Origin of the sequence: Janthinobacterium sp. SUN137 (genome assembly GCF_030587265.1) — a bacterium.
GTDB lineage: Bacteria > Pseudomonadota > Gammaproteobacteria > Burkholderiales > Burkholderiaceae_D > Janthinobacterium > Janthinobacterium kumbetense.
In genome coordinates this window covers 739,453-755,962 of sequence record NZ_JAPWHZ010000001.1, presented here as the reverse complement: position 1 = coordinate 755,962, position 16,510 = coordinate 739,453, and the positions used below count along the sequence as shown (strand labels likewise).

Annotated in this window: 20 protein-coding genes; 2 read left to right on the top strand and 18 right to left on the bottom strand. The window is 63.8% G+C overall.

Annotated features, from left to right (window positions below; genetic code table 11):
- The first annotated feature begins 9 nt into the window (after positions 1-9).
- Entirely contained in the window at positions 10-1,269 is a 1,260-nt protein-coding gene (locus O3298_RS03485) for an MFS transporter (RefSeq protein ID WP_305058529.1), read from the top strand.
- 1 nt (position 1,270) lies between these two features.
- On the opposite strand, the gene fliR is transcribed toward O3298_RS03485, so the two are convergent.
- The 13 genes from fliR to fliF all read right to left on the bottom strand — a co-directional run bounded on the left by fliR (position 1,271) and on the right by fliF (position 12,625).
- The gene (gene fliR, locus O3298_RS03480; RefSeq protein ID WP_289903910.1) at positions 1,271-2,125 is read right to left on the bottom strand and encodes a flagellar biosynthetic protein FliR; all 855 of its coding nucleotides are present in this window, start codon (positions 2,123-2,125) and stop codon (positions 1,271-1,273) included.
- A 16-nt stretch (positions 2,126-2,141) separates the two neighbouring features.
- Positions 2,142-2,411, bottom strand: coding sequence for a flagellar biosynthesis protein FliQ (gene fliQ / locus O3298_RS03475; RefSeq protein ID WP_035821365.1), 270 nt, complete (start codon positions 2,409-2,411; stop codon positions 2,142-2,144).
- Positions 2,412-2,421: 10 nt separating this feature from the next.
- Complete coding sequence (gene fliP / locus O3298_RS03470; RefSeq protein WP_369811507.1) at positions 2,422-3,180, bottom strand: flagellar type III secretion system pore protein FliP; 759 nt, start codon at positions 3,178-3,180, stop codon at positions 2,422-2,424.
- 7 nt (positions 3,181-3,187) lie between these two features.
- Entirely contained in the window at positions 3,188-3,787 is a 600-nt protein-coding gene (gene fliO / locus O3298_RS03465) for a flagellar biosynthetic protein FliO (protein ID WP_305058528.1), read from the bottom strand.
- A complete protein-coding gene (gene fliN / locus O3298_RS03460; protein WP_034754038.1) occupies positions 3,784-4,218 on the bottom strand; it encodes a flagellar motor switch protein FliN in 435 nt (144 codons plus the stop codon). The genes fliO and fliN overlap by 4 nt, the downstream gene beginning before the upstream one ends.
- A 48-nt stretch (positions 4,219-4,266) precedes the next feature.
- Positions 4,267-5,253: a flagellar motor switch protein FliM gene (gene fliM, locus O3298_RS03455; RefSeq protein WP_034754035.1), complete on the bottom strand. Its 987-nt coding sequence runs from the start codon at positions 5,251-5,253 to the stop codon at positions 4,267-4,269.
- A gap of 6 nt (positions 5,254-5,259) precedes the next feature.
- Positions 5,260-5,772: a flagellar basal body-associated protein FliL gene (fliL, locus tag O3298_RS03450; RefSeq protein WP_099666868.1), complete on the bottom strand. Its 513-nt coding sequence runs from the start codon at positions 5,770-5,772 to the stop codon at positions 5,260-5,262.
- A 186-nt stretch (positions 5,773-5,958) separates the two neighbouring features.
- On the bottom strand, positions 5,959-7,263 hold the full coding sequence (locus tag O3298_RS03445; protein WP_305058527.1) for a flagellar hook-length control protein FliK: 1,305 nt from the start codon (positions 7,261-7,263) through the stop codon (positions 5,959-5,961).
- Between the two features lie 19 nt (positions 7,264-7,282).
- The gene (gene fliJ, locus O3298_RS03440; protein WP_077407817.1) at positions 7,283-7,723 is read right to left on the bottom strand and encodes a flagellar export protein FliJ; all 441 of its coding nucleotides are present in this window, start codon (positions 7,721-7,723) and stop codon (positions 7,283-7,285) included.
- A gap of 32 nt (positions 7,724-7,755) precedes the next feature.
- Positions 7,756-9,072 carry a flagellar protein export ATPase FliI gene (fliI, locus tag O3298_RS03435; RefSeq protein WP_233516143.1) on the bottom strand — a complete coding sequence of 439 codons (1,317 nt, stop codon included), beginning with the start codon at positions 9,070-9,072 and terminating at the stop codon, positions 7,756-7,758.
- Between the two features lie 89 nt (positions 9,073-9,161).
- Entirely contained in the window at positions 9,162-9,875 is a 714-nt protein-coding gene (locus O3298_RS03430; protein ID WP_305058966.1) for a flagellar assembly protein FliH, read from the bottom strand.
- A 43-nt stretch (positions 9,876-9,918) separates the two neighbouring features.
- Entirely contained in the window at positions 9,919-10,917 is a 999-nt protein-coding gene (fliG, locus tag O3298_RS03425) for a flagellar motor switch protein FliG (protein ID WP_077407811.1), read from the bottom strand.
- Positions 10,910-12,625: a flagellar basal-body MS-ring/collar protein FliF gene (gene fliF / locus O3298_RS03420; RefSeq protein WP_251350721.1), complete on the bottom strand. Its 1,716-nt coding sequence runs from the start codon at positions 12,623-12,625 to the stop codon at positions 10,910-10,912. The genes fliG and fliF overlap by 8 nt, the downstream gene beginning before the upstream one ends.
- A gap of 337 nt (positions 12,626-12,962) precedes the next feature.
- On the opposite strand from fliF, the gene fliE reads away from it, so the two are divergent.
- Positions 12,963-13,265, top strand: coding sequence for a flagellar hook-basal body complex protein FliE (gene fliE, locus O3298_RS03415; protein ID WP_230539976.1), 303 nt, complete (start codon positions 12,963-12,965; stop codon positions 13,263-13,265).
- Positions 13,266-13,408: 143 nt separating this feature from the next.
- Here fliE and O3298_RS03410 read toward each other — a convergent pair whose 3' ends face one another.
- From O3298_RS03410 to fliS, 5 genes are read right to left on the bottom strand one after another with little or no spacing between them, the layout of a single operon-like run.
- Positions 13,409-14,155: a flagellar brake protein gene (locus O3298_RS03410; protein WP_251350722.1), complete on the bottom strand. Its 747-nt coding sequence runs from the start codon at positions 14,153-14,155 to the stop codon at positions 13,409-13,411.
- A 25-nt stretch (positions 14,156-14,180) separates the two neighbouring features.
- On the bottom strand, positions 14,181-14,507 hold the full coding sequence (locus O3298_RS03405; RefSeq protein WP_099666872.1) for an EscU/YscU/HrcU family type III secretion system export apparatus switch protein: 327 nt from the start codon (positions 14,505-14,507) through the stop codon (positions 14,181-14,183).
- Entirely contained in the window at positions 14,500-15,660 is a 1,161-nt protein-coding gene (locus O3298_RS03400; RefSeq protein WP_305058526.1) for a flagellar hook-length control protein FliK, read from the bottom strand. The genes O3298_RS03405 and O3298_RS03400 overlap by 8 nt, the downstream gene beginning before the upstream one ends.
- 53 nt (positions 15,661-15,713) lie before the next feature.
- Positions 15,714-16,040 (bottom strand): flagellar protein FliT, encoded by a 327-nt coding sequence (locus O3298_RS03395; RefSeq protein ID WP_305058525.1) that lies wholly within the window; start codon positions 16,038-16,040, stop codon positions 15,714-15,716.
- A gap of 3 nt (positions 16,041-16,043) precedes the next feature.
- Positions 16,044-16,490: a flagellar export chaperone FliS gene (gene fliS, locus O3298_RS03390; protein ID WP_289903915.1), complete on the bottom strand. Its 447-nt coding sequence runs from the start codon at positions 16,488-16,490 to the stop codon at positions 16,044-16,046.
- Positions 16,491-16,510: the final 20 nt, after the last annotated feature.

The following is a 16,510-nucleotide window of genomic DNA, read 5'->3' as shown; positions in this document are numbered from 1 at the left end:
CACGCCCAGATGAACAACACATTCCGTTCGCTACGCATACCCAATTACCGTATCTGGGCCGGCGGCGCCCTCGTGTCGAATATCGGCACCTGGATGCAGCGCACGGCGCAGGATTGGCTGGTGCTGAGCGAATTGACGCAGCACAATGCCAGCGCCGTCGGCATCGTCATGGCCTTGCAATTCGGCCCGCAACTGCTGTTGCTGCCCCTGACGGGCATGGCGGCCGACTTGCTCGACCGCAGGAAATTGCTGTTGTGTACGCAGGCGGCCATGGGTTTGCTGGCGCTGGGCCTGGGTTTGCTGTGCATCAGCGGCCTGGTGCAACTGTGGCACGTGTATGTGTTTGCTTTCCTGCTGGGCTGCGTGACGGCCTTCGATTCGCCCGTGCGCCAGACTTTTGTGGCCGAAATCGTCGGCGAGGAAGACCTGACCAATGCCGTGGCGCTCAATTCCACCTCGTTCAATGCGGCGCGCATGCTGGGCCCGGCCGTGGCCGGCTTGCTGATCAGCAGTGTCGGCAGCGGCTGGGTCTTCATCATCAACGCCGTCTCGTTTGCCGCCGTGATCGGTTCGCTGTTGCTGCTGCGCGTGGAATTGCTGCGCCGCGCGCCGCGCCTGAAGGCTACGCGGGCCAGCCTGGGCGAGGGTTTCCGCTATGTGCGCCAGCGGCCCGACCTGATGGCCATTTTGCTGATGCTGTTCCTGATCGGTACCTTCGGCCTGAATTTCCCCATCTTCCTGTCGACCATGTCCGTGACGGCCTTCCATGCGGGTGCGGGCCAGTACGGCGTGCTCAGTTCCGTGATGGCTTGCGGCTCCGTGGCCGGCGCCCTGCTGGCGGCCGGACGGGGCCAGCCTACGCTGGCCTTGCTGCTGGGCGCTGCTGCGCTGTTCGGCCTGGCTTGCGCGCTGGCCGCCGTGATGCCCAATTACTGGCTGTTCGGCATGATGCTGGTAGTCATCGGTATCGCCGCGCAAACCTTTACCACCAGCGTCAACAGCAGCGTGCAACTGTCGACGGCGCCCGCCATGCGGGGCCGGGTCATGGCCATCGTGCTGGCCATCTCGGCGGGCGGCACGCCGCTGGGCGCGCCCATCGTGGGCTGGGTGGCCGACACCTTCGGCCCGCGCTGGGCGCTGGGCATAGCCGCCTTGTCGGGCCTGGCGGCGGCGCTGGTCGGCGTGCGCTACCTGGTCAAGCATCACCAGTTGCGCCTGAACGTCGACATGCGGCGCTGGCGCGCGGCGCTGAGCAGCGACCCGCGGTGAGTCAGCGCGCCGGCGCGGCCGGCGCCGGGGGGCGCAAGGGATTCGGCGGTGCGGGTGGCGGCGGCCGGTCGCGCGTGGCGAAGCCGCGCGGCAGCAGGCGCGCTGTTTCTATGCCGCGCAGGAACATGTTCTGGAAGGGCGTGGCCAGGTAGGGCAGGACCATGCTGATCACCAGCAAGCCCACGCCCAGGGTGACGGGAAAACCGATACCGAAGATGTTCAGCTGCGGCGCGGCCCGCGTCAGGATGCCCAGGGCCACGTTGGTCAGCAGCAGGGCGGCGATGATGGGCAGCGAAATTTGCAGGCCGGAACGGAAAATTTCCCCACCCCACGCCGCCAATTGCTGGAAGCCGCCGCCGCTGATGGGACTCGATGAAATCGGCAGGCTGACGAAGCTTTCCGCCAGCGCCGCCAGCAAGACCAGGTGGCCGTTGACTGTCAAAAACATCAAGGTGGCCAGCATGACGAGGAACTGGCTGATGGCGGAAGACCTGCCCTTGGTTTGCGGATCGAAGAACGAGGCGAAGCCCAGGCCCATGGTAAGACTGCTGATTTCGCCTGCCATTTCGATGGCGGAAAACACAATGCGGATGGAAAAGCCCATGGCCAGGCCCACCAGCATCTCCTGCGTGAGGATCAGCAGGCCGGGCAAGGACATCGGGTTGACGGCAGGCAAGGCCGGCACGGTGGGGGCGATGATCATGGCCAGCAGGGCGCCCAGGCTCACCTTCACGGTGGCCGGCACGGCCGCGTTGCCGAACAGGGGGGCGGCCGCGATCAGGCCGAGGATGCGGCTAAGCGGCCACAGCAGTGCTGCGATCCAGGTATTGAGTTCGATGCTGGACAGGGTCAGCATAGCAACAAGCGCGGCACTAGCCCACCAGGTTCGGGATGCCCGTGAAGACCTGGCGCATGTAGTCGAGCATGACGGACAGCATCCAGGGGCCCGCCACGACGAGGGCGACGAAAATGCCGACCAGTTTGGGGATGAAGGACAGGGTCGCCTCGTTGATCTGCGTTGCCGCCTGGAAAATACTCACGATCAAGCCGATGATGAGGGCGACGAGCAGCATGGGCGCGGCCACCATGAGGGTGATTTCCATCGCATGGCGGCCCAGGGTCATGACGCTTTCGGGTGTCATCGTATTTCCCCTAGTAAAAACTCTGTGACAGCGAGCCCAGCAGCAACTGCCAGCCATCGACCAGCACGAACAGCATCAGCTTGAACGGCAGCGAAATCGTCGCCGGCGACATCATCATCATCCCCATCGACATCAGCACGCTGGCGACCACCATGTCGATGATCAGGAACGGGATGAAGATGGCAAAGCCGATCTGGAACGCCGTTTTCAGTTCGCTGGTGACGAAGGCGGGCACGAGGATGCGCAGCGGCACGTCTTCCGGACCTTGCAGGGCCGGCGAGCGCGACATCTTGGCGAACAGGGCCAGGTCGGCCTGGCGCGTCTGCTTGAGCATGAAGGTTTTCAGGGGATCGACGCCCTTGTCCATCGCCTGCTGCATGGTGATCTTGTTTTCCTGATAAGGAAGATACGCATCCGTATAAATCTTGTCGAACACGGGCCCCATGACGAACAGGGTCAGGAACAGGGCCAGCCCCACCAGCACCTGGTTCGGCGGCGCCGATTGCGTGCCGATGGCCTGGCGCAGCAGGGACAGCACGATGATGATGCGCGTAAAGCAGGTCATCATCAGGAGGGCCGCCGGCAGGAAGGTGAGCGACGTCATCAGGATGAGCGTCTGCACCGGCAACGAGTAATTCTGGCCTCCGCCCGGGGCCGGCGTGCTGTTGAAAGCCGGGATGCCCGGCTGGGCCATGGCCCACAGCGGCAAGGCCAGGGCGGCGGCGGCCAGCAGCCAGGTCAGGGGAGTCTTGAAGGTGGACCACGCCATCTGCTGCTTATTTCCCATTGCGTTTTTCGATGGTCTGTTTCAGCCACTCGGAAAAATTGGCGGCCGCGGGGCCGTTTTGCGCCGTGGCCAGTTGCGGCAAGTCGCCTTCCTGGCGCGGCATGGTGGCCAGCGCGTTGATCCTGCCGGGCGAGGCGCCGACGACGATCCACTGGTCGGCCACTTCGACGAGGACGATGCGTTCGCGTCCGCCCAGGTTGAGCGAGCTGACGACGCGCATCTTGCTGTTGCCGCCCATGACCTTGGGGCCATAGCGCTTCATGAACCAGGCCAGGCCGATCAGGAGGGCCAGCACGAACACGAGTGCGAAGATGGTTTGCAGCAAGCTGCCGGCCGAACTGGTCGGCGCCATCGTCATCGGCGCGCCGGGCGGCATGGCGGGCAGGGCGGCGGCAGGCGCGGAGGCCGGCACCGCCGTTGCAGCTGAGGCGGCCGGCGCCGTGGCGGCTGGCGGTGTCTCGCTGGCCGCCGCGACGGAAGCGCTGGCGGCGCTGGCCGCCGGTGCCGAGGCGGTTGCCGGTTCGGCGTGCGCGATGCTGCATGCCGCCAGGAACGGCAGCACAGTGGAAATCAACAGGCCAGGCTTCATTTATTCAATTTTCGGATGCGTTCGGAAGGCGTGATGATGTCCGTCAGGCGGATGCCGAACTTGTCATTCACCACCACCACTTCGCCCTGGGCGATCAGGCAGCCGTTCACCAGCACGTCCATCGGTTCGCCGGCCAGGCCGTCGAGCTCGACCACGGAACCCTGCGCCAGTTGCAGCAGGTTCTTGATGGCGATCTTGGTGCGGCCCAGTTCGACCGTCAGCTGCACGGGGATATCGAGGATGAAATCGATATCGTTGTGCGTTTCCGACTTCGATGCCTGCTTGGAAAAGTCCTTGAACACGGCGGCGCTGGCCGCGCTGGCCGTATTGGCAGCCTGGTTTTGCAGCGCTTCGGCTTCCGCCTTGGCCTGCTCGGCAATGGCCGCGCCCCAATCGTCTTCCGCGCTTTGATCGTCTTGGTTGTCAGACATGTGTTTCTCCTGTTGTACAGATGCGGGCCGCAGCGGCCCGGGTATTTTTTAATGATTGTTCATGTTATCGGCGTTAGCCAGCAACTTTTCAACCTTCAGCGCATATTGTCCGTTCAACACGCCGTACGTGCAATCCATCACGGGCACGCCGTCGACGGTGGCGGCGATCAGTTCGGGAATATTCAGGGGGATGATGTCGCCCACCTTCATGTTCAGGATTTCATCGAACGACACGCGGGCCGTGCCCAGCGAAGCGACCAGTTCGACTTCGGCGATCTGGATCTGCTGCGTCATCAGGCGGATCCAGCGCTTGTCCACTTCCAGCGCCTCGCCCTGCAGGCTCGAGGTCAGCGAATCGCGGATCGGCTCGATCATCGAATACGGCATGCAGAAGTGGATTTGTCCTGAAACGGAGCCCAATTCCACCGTAAACGTGGACGCCACCACCACTTCGTTCGGCGTGGCGATATTGGCGAACTGCGTGTTCATTTCTGAACGGATATATTCGAACTCGACGGGGAAGACCGGCTCCCACGACTTGGTGTACGCTTCGAAGACGATATCGAGGATGCGCAGGATGATGCGCTGCTCCGTCTGCGTAAAGTCGCGCCCTTCGACGCGCGTATGGAAACGTCCGTCGCCGCCGAACAGGTTGTCGACCAGCAAGAACACGAGGCCCGGATCGAAGACCATCAGGGCTGTGCCGCGCAGCGGCTTCATGTGCACCAAATTCAGGTTGGTCGGCACCACCAGGTTACGGATGAACTCGCTGTATTTCGACACGCGCACGGAACCGACGGACACTTCGGCGCTGCGGCGCAGGAAGTTGAACAGGCCCACGCGCAGCAGACGGGCGAAACGCTCGTTGATAATTTCCAACGTTGGCATCCGGCCGCGCACGATGCGCTCCTGGGTTGCCAGGTTGTAGGTACGAACTCCCGTGACATCTTCCGGCGCCTGCGCGTCGTCCTGGTCTCCGTTGACGCCCTTCAGAAGGGCATCGACTTCTTCCTGGGAGAGGAAATTATCGGCCATGGCTGCTTATTGAATGATGAATGCGGTAAATAATACGTCCGTCACGTCCTGCTCCGGCCCTTTGTCCTCGAACGGCTGGTTCACCTGATTGATGATTTCGGCCGCCAGTTGCTGCTTGCCTTCCACGGTATTGAGTTCGGACGCCTTCTTGCCGGACAGCAGCAGCAGCAAGCGGCTGCGCACTTTCGGCATGTTGACCTTGATCAAGTCCATTTCTTCCGGGCTGCTGGCCTGCAAGGTAAACGCGATTTGCAGGTATTGCTCGCCATTTTCCGGCTGCAAGTTGACGGTGAAGGCATCGATGGGCACGAAGACGGGCGGACCTGCCTTGGAAGCGGCATGTTTTTTCTTGCTGGGCGCCGATTCTTCTTTATCGGCCTTGCCATGCAGGAAATACCAGGCGGCACCGCCACCGATACTGCCAGCCACCAGCACCGAGGCCAGCACGATGATCAGAAGCTTCTTTTTCGAGGCGCCGGCGGGAGCCAGGCCTGCATCTGCTTTCGGATCTGCTTTCATTTTTGGATTTGCTTTCAATGGTACTCGAGTGCATAGAAGTGGATCACGACGCCATTATGTCATTATCGGCAAATTCTGCGCAGAAGGATGCAGTGAAAAGAGGGCGGAAGCGCCCTCAACTCGCTGTTTTTAGACGAAAAGTTACGTCAGGGAGTGCGCCAGCGGCTGACGGACGACGAATTGTCCTCAGGCAAAGGTATCCACGGCACTCAGGCTGGGCCGGCTGCGTCCGCCTGCCGCTGGCGCGATGGCGATCTCGCCGCCCGTTACGCCGCCGCCCTGGCCATTGCCACGGCGTCCGCCGGATGCTTCCCGGTTACCCTGGTCCTGCTGTTCCGGCGTGCCAGCCGAGACGGTGGCGCTGCCAAAGGCGATGCCCGCTTCGCTCATCATTTCTCGCAGGCGCGGCATGGCCGCTTCCAGCGCCTGGCGTACTTCCGGCTGGGCCGACATGAAGGCGGCATCGGCCTGGTCATTGGTGACTGTCAGTACCACTTGCACAGGTCCCAGGTCGGGCGGATTCAAGGTCAGGGTGGCGCTCTGGTCGCCGCCGGCCGCCATCCACACGACTTTCTGTCCCAGCTGCTGGTCCCAGGCCGGCGTGCCGACCCGGCCCGTCAGCTTGTCGGCCGGCACGGCCACGGCGGCCGCCGCCTGCTGCAGCGCGCCCGGCTGCAACTGGGCCGCCAGGCGGCTCAGGTCGGCAGGTGTTTCCTTGATGATCGGTTCGGCCACGGCGGTGCCCGCCTTGGCGGTGGCTGCCAGCTGGGCGTCGATGGCCAGCTTGCCAGGTTCGGCCTTGCCGGTTGGCACGCTGGCGCCCGGTGTGGCGGCCGTTTTGCCCTGGGCCTGGCCCAGGCTGTCGGCAAAGTCGCCGCCGTCGGCTTGCGCGACGGCGGTGGCGGCAGCCTTGCCGCTGCCCTGGCCCGCTGCCAGCAAGGGGCCTGTGGCCGGGTTCTTGCCGTCGGCCTTGATGCTGGCGCGCGCGGGTAGTTCCGGCACGGCCTTGGCGGCTGCGGCCGGCGGCTGGATGGCCAGCTGGATGCTACCTACCAGGGCCAGCATCTCGGCGGCCGGATCGGCTGGCGGCGCGACTGTCGCGGTAACGGGGGCGGCGGGTACGCTGGCCTCGGCCGGGGCGCTGGTGTTGTCGGCGGTGGCGGGCGCGGCCGCCTCGCTGGATTGCGCTGGCGGCTGTTCGCTGCTGGCCGCCTGTTCGGTACCCGTTGGCGCCGGTTTCGCTTCGCTCGCTGGCGCCTGGGCCGGTGTGGCCGCAGGGCTGGTAGGGCTGGCAGGGCGGGCCGCCGGCGCAGGCGCTTGTACTTGCGCCTGCGCCATATTGCGGCTGGCCTGGCGTTGCTCGATCTGGCGGTTCAGGGTGCGCTGGAAGTCGCCCGCCGTGCCGCTGGTGGTCGGCTGGCTGCGGTTGGCGGCGCCCGGCGTGGCGTTCGGCGAGATAATCTGGGAAATCGGGGTTGGCTGGGTTTGCATGATGCTGCCTCAGTGTTGCTTAGCGTTTGTAATAGGCTTGTCGCGCCGCGTGCTCATCCATTGCTTTCTGGTCGCGCTTGTTTTCCAGCTTCAGCGCCTGTTCCTGCGCCCGGTTGTTCAGGGTGGTGTACGACATGCGCTTGCGTTCGGCCAACTGCCAGCGCATCTTTTCATTGTCGCTGCGCGCTTGCGCATGCTCGACTACCTGCTGCTGGCCCAGGATGGCGCTGTCGAGCTTGACCATGAAGGCCTGGAAGTTGCGGTAAGCCATGGGCGTAATGCCGCTGCTCATGCTTGTCTCGAAGCGCTTGGCGTAGTCGTCGCGGTAGCCGGACAGCATGTCGAGCTTCTGGCGGCAATCGTCGAGCGCTTTCAGGGCCGCGCCCAGGCGCTTGGCGCAGTCATCCGTTTCGCGCTGGGCAAGGTCGATCAGGGTTGCAAGTTGGGAAGGAGAAGCCATGGCTGATTATATTCCCGCAATGCAAGCCCTAATCAGTCGAATAGAGCGGTAAGTTGCCCCAAGCTCTCGTCCATGCTGACCCGCTCCGTGATTTGCTGTTGCAAAAACGCCTCGATCTTTTCATGCAGGGCGATGGCCTGGTCCAGCACGGGGTCGGTACCGGCGCTGTAGGCGCCCACGCTGATCAGGTCGCGGCTGCGTTCATAGCGCGAATACAGCTGTTTCAGCTTGCGCGCCTGCTGCTGGTGTTCGTGCGTGGTAATCGAGTGGGCGGCGCGCGAAATCGATTGCTCGATGTCGATGGCGGGATAATGGCCCGCTTCGGCCAGGCGCCGGTTCAGCACGATATGGCCATCGAGAATCGCGCGCGCCGAGTCGGCGATCGGGTCCTGCTGGTCGTCGCCCTCGGTCAGCACGGTGTAGAAGGCCGTGATCGAGCCGCCGCCTTCCTCGCCATTGCCGGCCCGCTCCACCAGCACGGGCAGCTTGGCGAAGACGGACGGCGGATAGCCCTTGGTGGCGGGCGGTTCGCCGATGGCCAGGGCGATTTCGCGCTGCGCCATGGCGTAGCGGGTCAGCGAATCCATGATCAGCAGCACGTTTTGCCCCTGGTCGCGGAAATGTTCGGCAATCGCCGTCGCATACGCGGCCCCTTGCAGGCGCATCAGCGGGGGCGTGTCGGCCGGCGCGGCCACGACGACGGAGCGGGCCAGGCCTTCGGGGCCCAGGATCTGTTCGATGAATTCTTTTACTTCGCGTCCCCGTTCGCCGATCAGGCCGACGACGATCACATCCGCCTCCGTGTAGCGGGCCATCATGCCCAGCAGCACGCTCTTGCCCACGCCGGAACCGGCGAACAGGCCCATGCGCTGGCCACGGCCCACGGTCAGCATGGCGTTGATCGAGCGCACGCCCACGTCGAGGGTATCGACGATGGGTGCGCGGCCCAGGGGATTGGCGGGGCGTACATTGATGGGGGCGCTGTCCGTCGTGTGCAGCGGGCCCAGCTGGTCGAGCGGACGGCCCGCGCCGTCGAGCACGCGGCCCAGCAGTTGCGGACCCACGGGCAGGTGGCGCGCGCGGTCGCTGGGGCGGCGGCGCGGGTGCGCCACGCTGCCGGGACGGGGGATGGCCGGTTCGACGGAAAACACGCGCGTGCCGGGCACGATGCCCTCGACGTCGCTTTGCGGCATCAAAAACAGGCGTTCGCCTTCAAAACCGACCACTTCCGCCTCGACCCGGCCGCCATTCGGCAGCGGCACAGTGCAGGCGGCGCCGACGGCCAGGCGCAGGCCCACGGCTTCCATCACCAGGCCGGCCACGCGCGTGACGCGGCCTGAAATCTGCATCGGTTCGACAAAGCCGACCACGGCCGTACAGTCGCTCAGGTAGGCGCGCCAGCGCGCCGCATGGGCAGCAGGGCCTTTGACGGGCTCGCTCACGGCGCCAGCCAGTCCAGGTCTTTGCCCAGCGCATGCGTCAGGCGGTGCCAGCGGGTGGACGTCTGCGCATCGATCTGGTTGCTGGCCGTGTCGATCTTGCAACCGCCGCGTTCTACGGACGGGTCTTCGATGACGCGCCAGCCGCCCTTGTCGAGCTCATCGCCGATGCCGTCGCGCACCACTTGTGCATCGTCCGGGTTGAGCATCAGCAAGGCTGGTTGTTGTAGTACAGGCAAGTATTCGATGGCTTCGCGCACCATCGGCAGCATCAGTTCGGGGCGCACGGGCAAGGCCGTCTTCAGCATGCCCTTGGCCAGCTGCAAGGCCAGTTCCATCACGTCATTGGCGATCAGCTCGTCGGCCTGGTGCACGGCCGTGCCGAAGTCGACGGCGATGGTTTGCAGGTGCGCCAGTTCCACGGCGGACGCCGCCTTGCCTTCCGCATACGATTGCGCATGGCCGTCGGCATGCCCGGACGCATGGCCTTCCGCATAGCCGGCCGCGCGGCCTTCGTCGAAGGCCGTGGCGCGCGCTTCCTCGCGGATGGCGTCGAGTTCTTCCTGCGTCGGGTATTCCAGCGGCGGGGCCAGCTCTTCCTGGTGCAGCTCGCCGTAGGGATCGGCTTCCGGATCGATCTCGGGCTCGGGGTCCGGTTCCAGCAGCTTGCGCGCCGCCACCACGCTGGGACGCTCGTCGCCAAACGAGGTCATTTCCCAGCGCTGGTAGGCGGTTTGCTGCTCTTTGGGAATTAAACTAGACAAACGAATCCTCGCCTTTTCCGCCTAAGACAATCTGCCCCTCGTCCGCCAGGCGGCGCACGATCTGCAGGATCTGTTTCTGCTGCGATTCCACTTCCGACAGGCGCACGGGGCCTTTCGACTCCAGGTCTTCGCGCATCATCTCGCCGGCGCGCTGCGACATGTTCTTGAAGATCTTGTCGCGCAGCTCTTGCGAGGCGCCTTTCAGGGCGATGATCAGCATTTCCGACTGCACTTCGCGCAGCAGCAGCTGGATGCCGCGGTCGTCGATATCGATCACGTTGTCGAACACGAACATTTCGTCCATGATCTTTTGCGCCATGTCATTGTCGTAATTCTTGATATTGTCCATGACGGAGCCTTCTTGCTCGCCGCTCATGAAGTTCAGGATCTCGGCCGCCGCGCGTACGCCGCCCAGCGACGATTTCTTGATGTTTTCGTTACCGGACAGCAGTTTCGTCAGCACGTCGTTGAGTTCGCGCAAGGCGGCCGGCTGCACGCCGTCCAGGGTGGCGATGCGCAAGACCACGTCGTTGCGCAGGCGGTCGGTAAAGTGGCCGAGGATTTCGCACGCCTGGTCGCGTTCCAGGTGGACGAGGATGGTGGCGATGATCTGCGGGTGCTCGTTGCGGATCAGCTCGGACACGGATTGTGAATCCATCCACTTCAGCGATTCGATGCCGGACGCGTCCTTGCCGCCCAGGATGCGCGACAGCAGCACGGATGCCTTGTCGTCGCCCAGCGCCTTGGTCAGCACCTGGCGGATGTATTCGTCCGAGTCGAGGCCGACGGTGGAATTGAGTTCCGTCTGCGCGCGGAAGTCGTCGAGCACCTCGACCACCTGGTCGTGCGCGATGCCCTTCATGGTGGCCATGGCGGCGCCCAGTTTCAGCACTTCGCGCGGCCCGAGGAATTTCATGACCTCGGCCGCTTCGCTCTCGCCCAGTGCCAGCATCAGGATCGATGCTTTTTGCAGTCCCGTTGTCTCAGTCATTATTGCCTATCCATGCTTTGATTACGTTGGCCACGACGCGCGGGTCTTCCTGCGCCAGTTTCCGGGCCATCGCCAGGTTTTCGCGATAACCGCGGGCCGTATCTTCTTCCAGTTCTTCCAGTTCCGCTTCGCTGAGCAGGACTTCGTTTTCTTCGCCGTCCTTGCTCAGTTCCGGCTCGATGACGGGCGGCGGGGCGCCGAAATCGTCGATCTTGCGCATGACCGGGCGCAGCATCGGGCGTACGATCTTGATGAAGATATACAGCAGGATCAGGGCCGTGATGAGGAATTTTGCCAGTTCCTTGGCCAGCGGCAAGTTTGCCGGGTCGCGCCACCACTCCAGCTTGCCTTCCGGCGCGCGGTCGATGCCGTCGAAGGGCGAGTTGGCCACGCTGAAACTATCGCCGCGTTCCTTGTTGTAGCCCATCGCTTCCTTGACCAGGTTATTGATCTGGATCATTTCTGCTGGGGAAATCGGCTTGACCGTGACCTTGCCATCCTTGTCGAAGCTGCGGCGGTAGTTGACGACGACGGCCACCGACAGGCGGCGCAGGCCGCCCATGGATTTCTGTTCGTAGCGCACGGTCTTGTCGACTTCATAATTCGTCGTCGATTCCTTCTGCGTCGGCGCCGTCGGCGCGCCGCCCGGGGCGCCCGGCGCCTCGGCCGTCAATGGCGCCGTGGCCACGCCTGGCGGCTGGTTCGACAGCGCGCCCGGCACGCCGGACGGGTTGGCATTGCCGGCACCCGTCGATTCGCTCGTCTGCTGGCTGCGGATGGTGGACGCTTCCGGCGGCGAGTTCGGCTTGTAGGTTTCGGCCGCCTGCTCGCTTTGCGAAAAATCAACATCGGCCGTCGCTTCGGCGCGCACATTGCCTTCGCCGACGATGGGCAGCAGGATCGATTCGACCTGCTTGATCACGCTTTGCTGCAATTGCTGCACGTACTTCAGCTGGTTCGGGTCCAGGCTCTTGATGCCGTTGGCGCGGTCCTTGTCCTTTTCCTGGTTCGACAGCAGGGTGCCGGCCTGGTCGACCACGGTGACATTGATTGGCAGCAATTCCGGTACGCTGGACGCCACCAGGTGCACGATGGCGCTCACCTGCAGCTGGTCCAGGCCGCGGCCCGGGTGCAGGTTCAGCAGCACGGAAGCCGTCGGTTTTTGCTGTTCGCGCACGAAGACGGACGGTTTGGGCAGGGCCAGGTGGACGCGCGCCGTGTCGACGGCGGACACCGATTCGATCGATTTCGCCAGTTCGCCTTCCAGTGCGCGCTGGAAATTGACCTGTTCCAGGAATTGCGAGACGCCCAGCTTCTGGTTTTCCATCAGCTCGAAACCCACGTTGCCGCCCTTCGGCAAGCCTTGCGCGGCCAGTTTCAGGCGCGCGTCGTGGACTTGCTCGGATGGCACGAGAATGGCGCCGCCGCCTTCGGAAAACTTGTGCTTGATGCCCAGCTGGTCCAGCGATGCGGTGATGGCGCCGCCGTCGCGGTCCGTGTAGTTGGAAAACAGGACCTTGTATTCGGGCGGCTGGTTCCACATGTACAGGGCCACGCCGATGGCGACCAGTGCCGCCACGCCCAGGCCGCGCAGGAAATTCTTGCCCATCGGCGTCTTGGCGAACGCTTGTACGGACTCCACGGGCGAGCGGGCAGGCGCCGGTTCCGGCGGTATGCGGTTCACATCGATTTCTTCGGCTACAGCCATGATTGCCTTCCAGGGCGGTGTATTTATGTGTATTGGGTGGTGCGTGGGGGCCGCTTCCTCGGGAGGATTGGGCGATATGCAGAATTATCCGCCACTGTCACGCGCTTCAATCGTCCAAATAGAAGGCGCTTTTGCCGCCTGCTCGGCCGAGCGGCTGGCGTTGGCGCTGGTATTGTGGAACCCTGGCAACATGTGACGGAAGTTATTGTACCCGTCGTTGCCTTGCAAGCCAGGGTTTTGTTCTCTGGGTGCAACAGGCATGGAACAGTTACGAAGCACACCAGAATCGGGAGGCAAAGTGAAAACAGGCGGTATCGATAGCAGCAGGATCGAGGCGATGATCGCGCAACTGAAGTCGGCGGCCACGCGGCCGGAGGCGAAAATACCGGCGATCCAGACCGAGATGCCGGCGGCGAAGGTGAATTTTGCCGATGCCTTCAAGAGCGCGCTCGACTCCGTGAGCGGCGCGCAAAAAGCCTCGTCCGCGCTGGGCCAGCGCTTTACCATGGGCGACGAAAAGGTCAGCCTGTCGGACGTGATGGTGTCGATGCAAAAGTCGAGCATCGAATTCCAGGCGACGGTGCAGGTGCGCAATAAGTTAGTCTCGGCATATCATGAGATCATGAATATGCAGGTTTGATACAGGCAAGTGTATTGGTTCGTCACGAACGCCTTACAAACCGTAGCGAGCGGAAGCCAGTTGTGGCCGAGAAGCGGAACTGTACTCTAGTACAGTGAGCATCGCAGGCCGCAAATGGCGACGCGCAGTAGGTTTGTAAGGTGTTAACCTAACCCAGCCATGCGGGCGTTGCGCTCGCGTTCCAGGCGCGTGATATAGCGCTGCACATGCGCCAGCATGCTGCGCGGCAGGTCGACGAACTGGCAGCCGAGTCGGCGGTTTAGTTTATTATTCAGCAAGGTCATGTCCAGCGAGTTGCGAATTTGCAAAGTCGCCGTGACGATGCCGACGTCGGGCAAGTCGATGCGGCAGCCGGGATAATTCCGGCCGATGGTCTCGCCCAGCATCAGTTTATTGTCGAGGATGGCGATGCCGCCGCAGCTGATGTCGGCCAGCGGGAATAGGGTGTCGGCGCCGCCCAGCGAGGGCGGCAGGGGAATCGCTACGCGCACGGGATTGCTCACGGGCGTAGTCATGCGGTAATACTCGCGCCGCTGCAAGCGGATCAGTGTTTCTGGAATGGCAATTTTCAAGGCGGGCGTGCCGCCGTAATTGCACTCTTCCACCAGGGCGCTGGCAAACAGGATGCGGATCTTGTCGAGCGAGGTTTCAAACGAAATGCCCTTGGCGGCCACCATGCGCCGGTTCTGGTCGGCATTCACGGAACGGTCGAGGATGACGCTATCGTGGTCGGCATCGACTTCCAGGATGGACGTGACGCACACATCGGATTCACCGTGGATCAGCATGCGGATCAGCTGGTTCTTTTCGCCTATGCTGCGCAGCAAGGCGATGATTTCCCGCCGCGATTCCACTTCAAAATCATGCCAGTTTTCGAGGCCGGAATCCATAATATGTGCTTGCATTGATGCCTGTCTATGTATCGGTGAGGTTGATGCTGGTGTCGGGCGGCGGCGGGATGGGCCCGCCATTCGCAGATTCAATATGATATAACCAGGCCAGCAGTTCCGCAATCGCCCGATACAGGCCGGGCGGAATCTGGCGGTCCAGGTCGACATCCATCAACAACGCCACCAATTCCTTCGATTCATGCACGAAGACGCCGTGTTCGCGCGCCGTGCTGATGATCTGGTCCGCGATCAGGCCGCTGCCCTTGGCCACCACCTTGGGGGCGGGCGCGCCGCTCTGGTAGGCCAGCGCGACGGCCGTCTGCGGCACCTTGCGCTTGGTGTCGTCAAGCATCGTCCGCTTCCGCTGGCCCGGCGGCGTCCGGCTTGCCGGCGATCGTCAGCGACGTCAATGGCCATCCGGCCGCATCGAGCGACGCTTCCAGCGCCGCCGCATGCTGGCGCAAGGTGTCGGCGCTGCCTTCGCTGCCCGCTTGCAGCTGGATGGCCACGCGGCCGCCCTGTAAGACCACGTGCGCGGCCAAGTCGCCCAGCAGGGGAAACTGGAAGCGCACGTTGCTGCGCCAGGCCGTCGCTTCCTCGTCGCCGTCGCGCCCATCGTGCTGCTGTCCTTCCGGCGCATCCTTGCTGATATCCCACTGCATCTTCTGGCCGGGCCACGCTTCGCCCTGCCACTGTACGCGCGCCTGTTCGTGCGTATGCAGCTGCAAATTGATCAGTTGCGCCGAGGCTAGGTCGGTCCCCGTCCTGGCCGCGTCGCCCTGTGCCGCCTTCTGCATCTGCGGCTCCAGCAGCAGCGACGCCAGCGGCCGCTTGCCTTCGGCCCATTCGGCCACATGCGATTCATAGAACAGACCGCTGCTGCCGACGGCGTCGTGCAGCTTCTGGGCCACCTGGGCCGGGGCGGCGCCCGGCGTGGCCATCAGCGGCGTCTTGCCGACCAGGGACAGGGGTGCGCCGGGCACGCTTTCCGCCTGGCTGAGCACAGTGCTGATGGCGCGCGCGGTGGTGCTTAGCTCGGGCGCGGGCGTGTCGCCAGCCAGGGCGGGCAGCAGATTGGCCGGCGTCAGGGGCGCGCGGCTGAGCAGGGTGGCGGCCGTGCTGCTGGCGCGCGTGCCCGCCTGGGCGGCGCCGGGCTGGGGACCGCGCGTTTCAGCGGCGTCCGGTTCGGCTTCCGCATCCGCATACGTCAGCAGGGCGCTGGCGGGCTGGTCGCGGTTATTGCCGATTTGAAAAGAGGGGCGGGGATTGATGCCGATCAAGGTCAGCGGGATTTCCGTGCCGGGCTGGGCGCCGGCAGGCAGCTGCATGCGGGCCGGCGTACCGGCCACGCGCACGAGAAAGCTGCCGTCGCCCATGCGGGCCAGCACCTGTCCCTGCATGGATTTGCCGATGAGTCCCTGCAGCGAGCGCTGGAACTCGGCCTGGCGCGGGTCGGCGACGGTGTCGGCCGGGCGAGTGCCCTTGATCGGGGTCAAGGGCGTCATGCCGATTGCATCCATCTTCGGCAACATGATAGCGGACCTTGCCCCGTGGGCGCTTACGCGCCGTAGGCGTTGGCCAGGCGCCGCTCGGTGCCGGTGCTGTTGATCAGCTTGGACAATTGCGCCATCCACGGCATGGTGAGGTCGCGGATCTTGCGGTCGTCTTCCAGGATCTGCTTGATCAGGGCGACCTTGCGCTGGCGGCCAGCGCTTTCCAGCACGACTTTTTCTTCATTCGCCTTCAGCGCGGCCACATGTGCGCTGATGCGCTGTTCCAGCGCTTCCAGCGCATCCCAGTCGGCGTTGGTGGCGGCGGTCACCATCTGGCCCGTCAGGGTCTGCATGGCTTCGTAGGTGGTCAGGACTTCTTGATTCGTCATCATGGGTCAGGCGCTCGCAAGGCTGGGCATACGTTTCAGATCGGCGCCAGGCATGGCGGCGGGAGTGGCGCCGATGGCGTTCCAGGTTTCGCGCAAGTCGGTGAGCAGGCGCTGCACTTCTTCCAGCAGGGTAATATCGTTGTGCAGGTTGGCCGTCAGCAGGCGCGCACTCATGTATTCATACAGGGCATCGAGGCCTTCGGCGATCTGGCCGCCCGCTTCCTTGTCCAGGCTGGCGCGCAAGCCATTGTCGATGATCTGGATGGCTTTCGAGATGGCCTTGCCTTTTTCCGGCACATTGCCCGATTTCATGTGCATCTGCGCGCTGAGCACGGCCACCAGGGCGCCGTCGTACAGCATCACGATCAGCTTGTGCGGCGAGGCCGAAACGATGCCCGTTTCCAGACCGACCTTGGCATAGGCGTTGACGCCGCGTTGTTGGGTTCCAAACATGTAATTCTCCTGATGAATGG

Bases quoted from the DNA above. Each gene is read 5' to 3' on its own strand.
- O3298_RS03485 (WP_305058529.1), top strand. From the start codon at position 10: ATGAACAACACATTCCGTTCGCTACGCATACCCAATTACCGTATCTGG.
- fliR (WP_289903910.1), bottom strand. From the start codon at position 2,125: ATGCTGACCCTGTCCAGCATCGAACTCAATACCTGGATCGCAGCACTG.
- fliQ (WP_035821365.1), bottom strand. From the start codon at position 2,411: ATGACACCCGAAAGCGTCATGACCCTGGGCCGCCATGCGATGGAAATC.
- fliP (WP_369811507.1), bottom strand. From the start codon at position 3,180: ATGGCGTGGTCCACCTTCAAGACTCCCCTGACCTGGCTGCTGGCCGCC.
- fliO (WP_305058528.1), bottom strand. From the start codon at position 3,787: ATGAAGCCTGGCCTGTTGATTTCCACTGTGCTGCCGTTCCTGGCGGCA.
- fliN (WP_034754038.1), bottom strand. From the start codon at position 4,218: ATGTCTGACAACCAAGACGATCAAAGCGCGGAAGACGATTGGGGCGCG.
- fliM (WP_034754035.1), bottom strand. From the start codon at position 5,253: ATGGCCGATAATTTCCTCTCCCAGGAAGAAGTCGATGCCCTTCTGAAG.
- fliL (WP_099666868.1), bottom strand. From the start codon at position 5,772: ATGAAAGCAGATCCGAAAGCAGATGCAGGCCTGGCTCCCGCCGGCGCC.
- O3298_RS03445 (WP_305058527.1), bottom strand. From the start codon at position 7,263: ATGCAAACCCAGCCAACCCCGATTTCCCAGATTATCTCGCCGAACGCC.
- fliJ (WP_077407817.1), bottom strand. From the start codon at position 7,723: ATGGCTTCTCCTTCCCAACTTGCAACCCTGATCGACCTTGCCCAGCGC.
- fliI (WP_233516143.1), bottom strand. From the start codon at position 9,072: ATGCAGATTTCAGGCCGCGTCACGCGCGTGGCCGGCCTGGTGATGGAA.
- O3298_RS03430 (WP_305058966.1), bottom strand. From the start codon at position 9,875: ATGACCTCGTTTGGCGACGAGCGTCCCAGCGTGGTGGCGGCGCGCAAG.
- fliG (WP_077407811.1), bottom strand. From the start codon at position 10,917: ATGACTGAGACAACGGGACTGCAAAAAGCATCGATCCTGATGCTGGCA.
- fliF (WP_251350721.1), bottom strand. From the start codon at position 12,625: ATGGCTGTAGCCGAAGAAATCGATGTGAACCGCATACCGCCGGAACCG.
- fliE (WP_230539976.1), top strand. From the start codon at position 12,963: ATGATCGCGCAACTGAAGTCGGCGGCCACGCGGCCGGAGGCGAAAATA.
- O3298_RS03410 (WP_251350722.1), bottom strand. From the start codon at position 14,155: ATGGATTCCGGCCTCGAAAACTGGCATGATTTTGAAGTGGAATCGCGG.
- O3298_RS03405 (WP_099666872.1), bottom strand. From the start codon at position 14,507: ATGCTTGACGACACCAAGCGCAAGGTGCCGCAGACGGCCGTCGCGCTG.
- O3298_RS03400 (WP_305058526.1), bottom strand. From the start codon at position 15,660: ATGACGCCCTTGACCCCGATCAAGGGCACTCGCCCGGCCGACACCGTC.
- O3298_RS03395 (WP_305058525.1), bottom strand. From the start codon at position 16,040: ATGATGACGAATCAAGAAGTCCTGACCACCTACGAAGCCATGCAGACC.
- fliS (WP_289903915.1), bottom strand. From the start codon at position 16,490: ATGTTTGGAACCCAACAACGCGGCGTCAACGCCTATGCCAAGGTCGGT.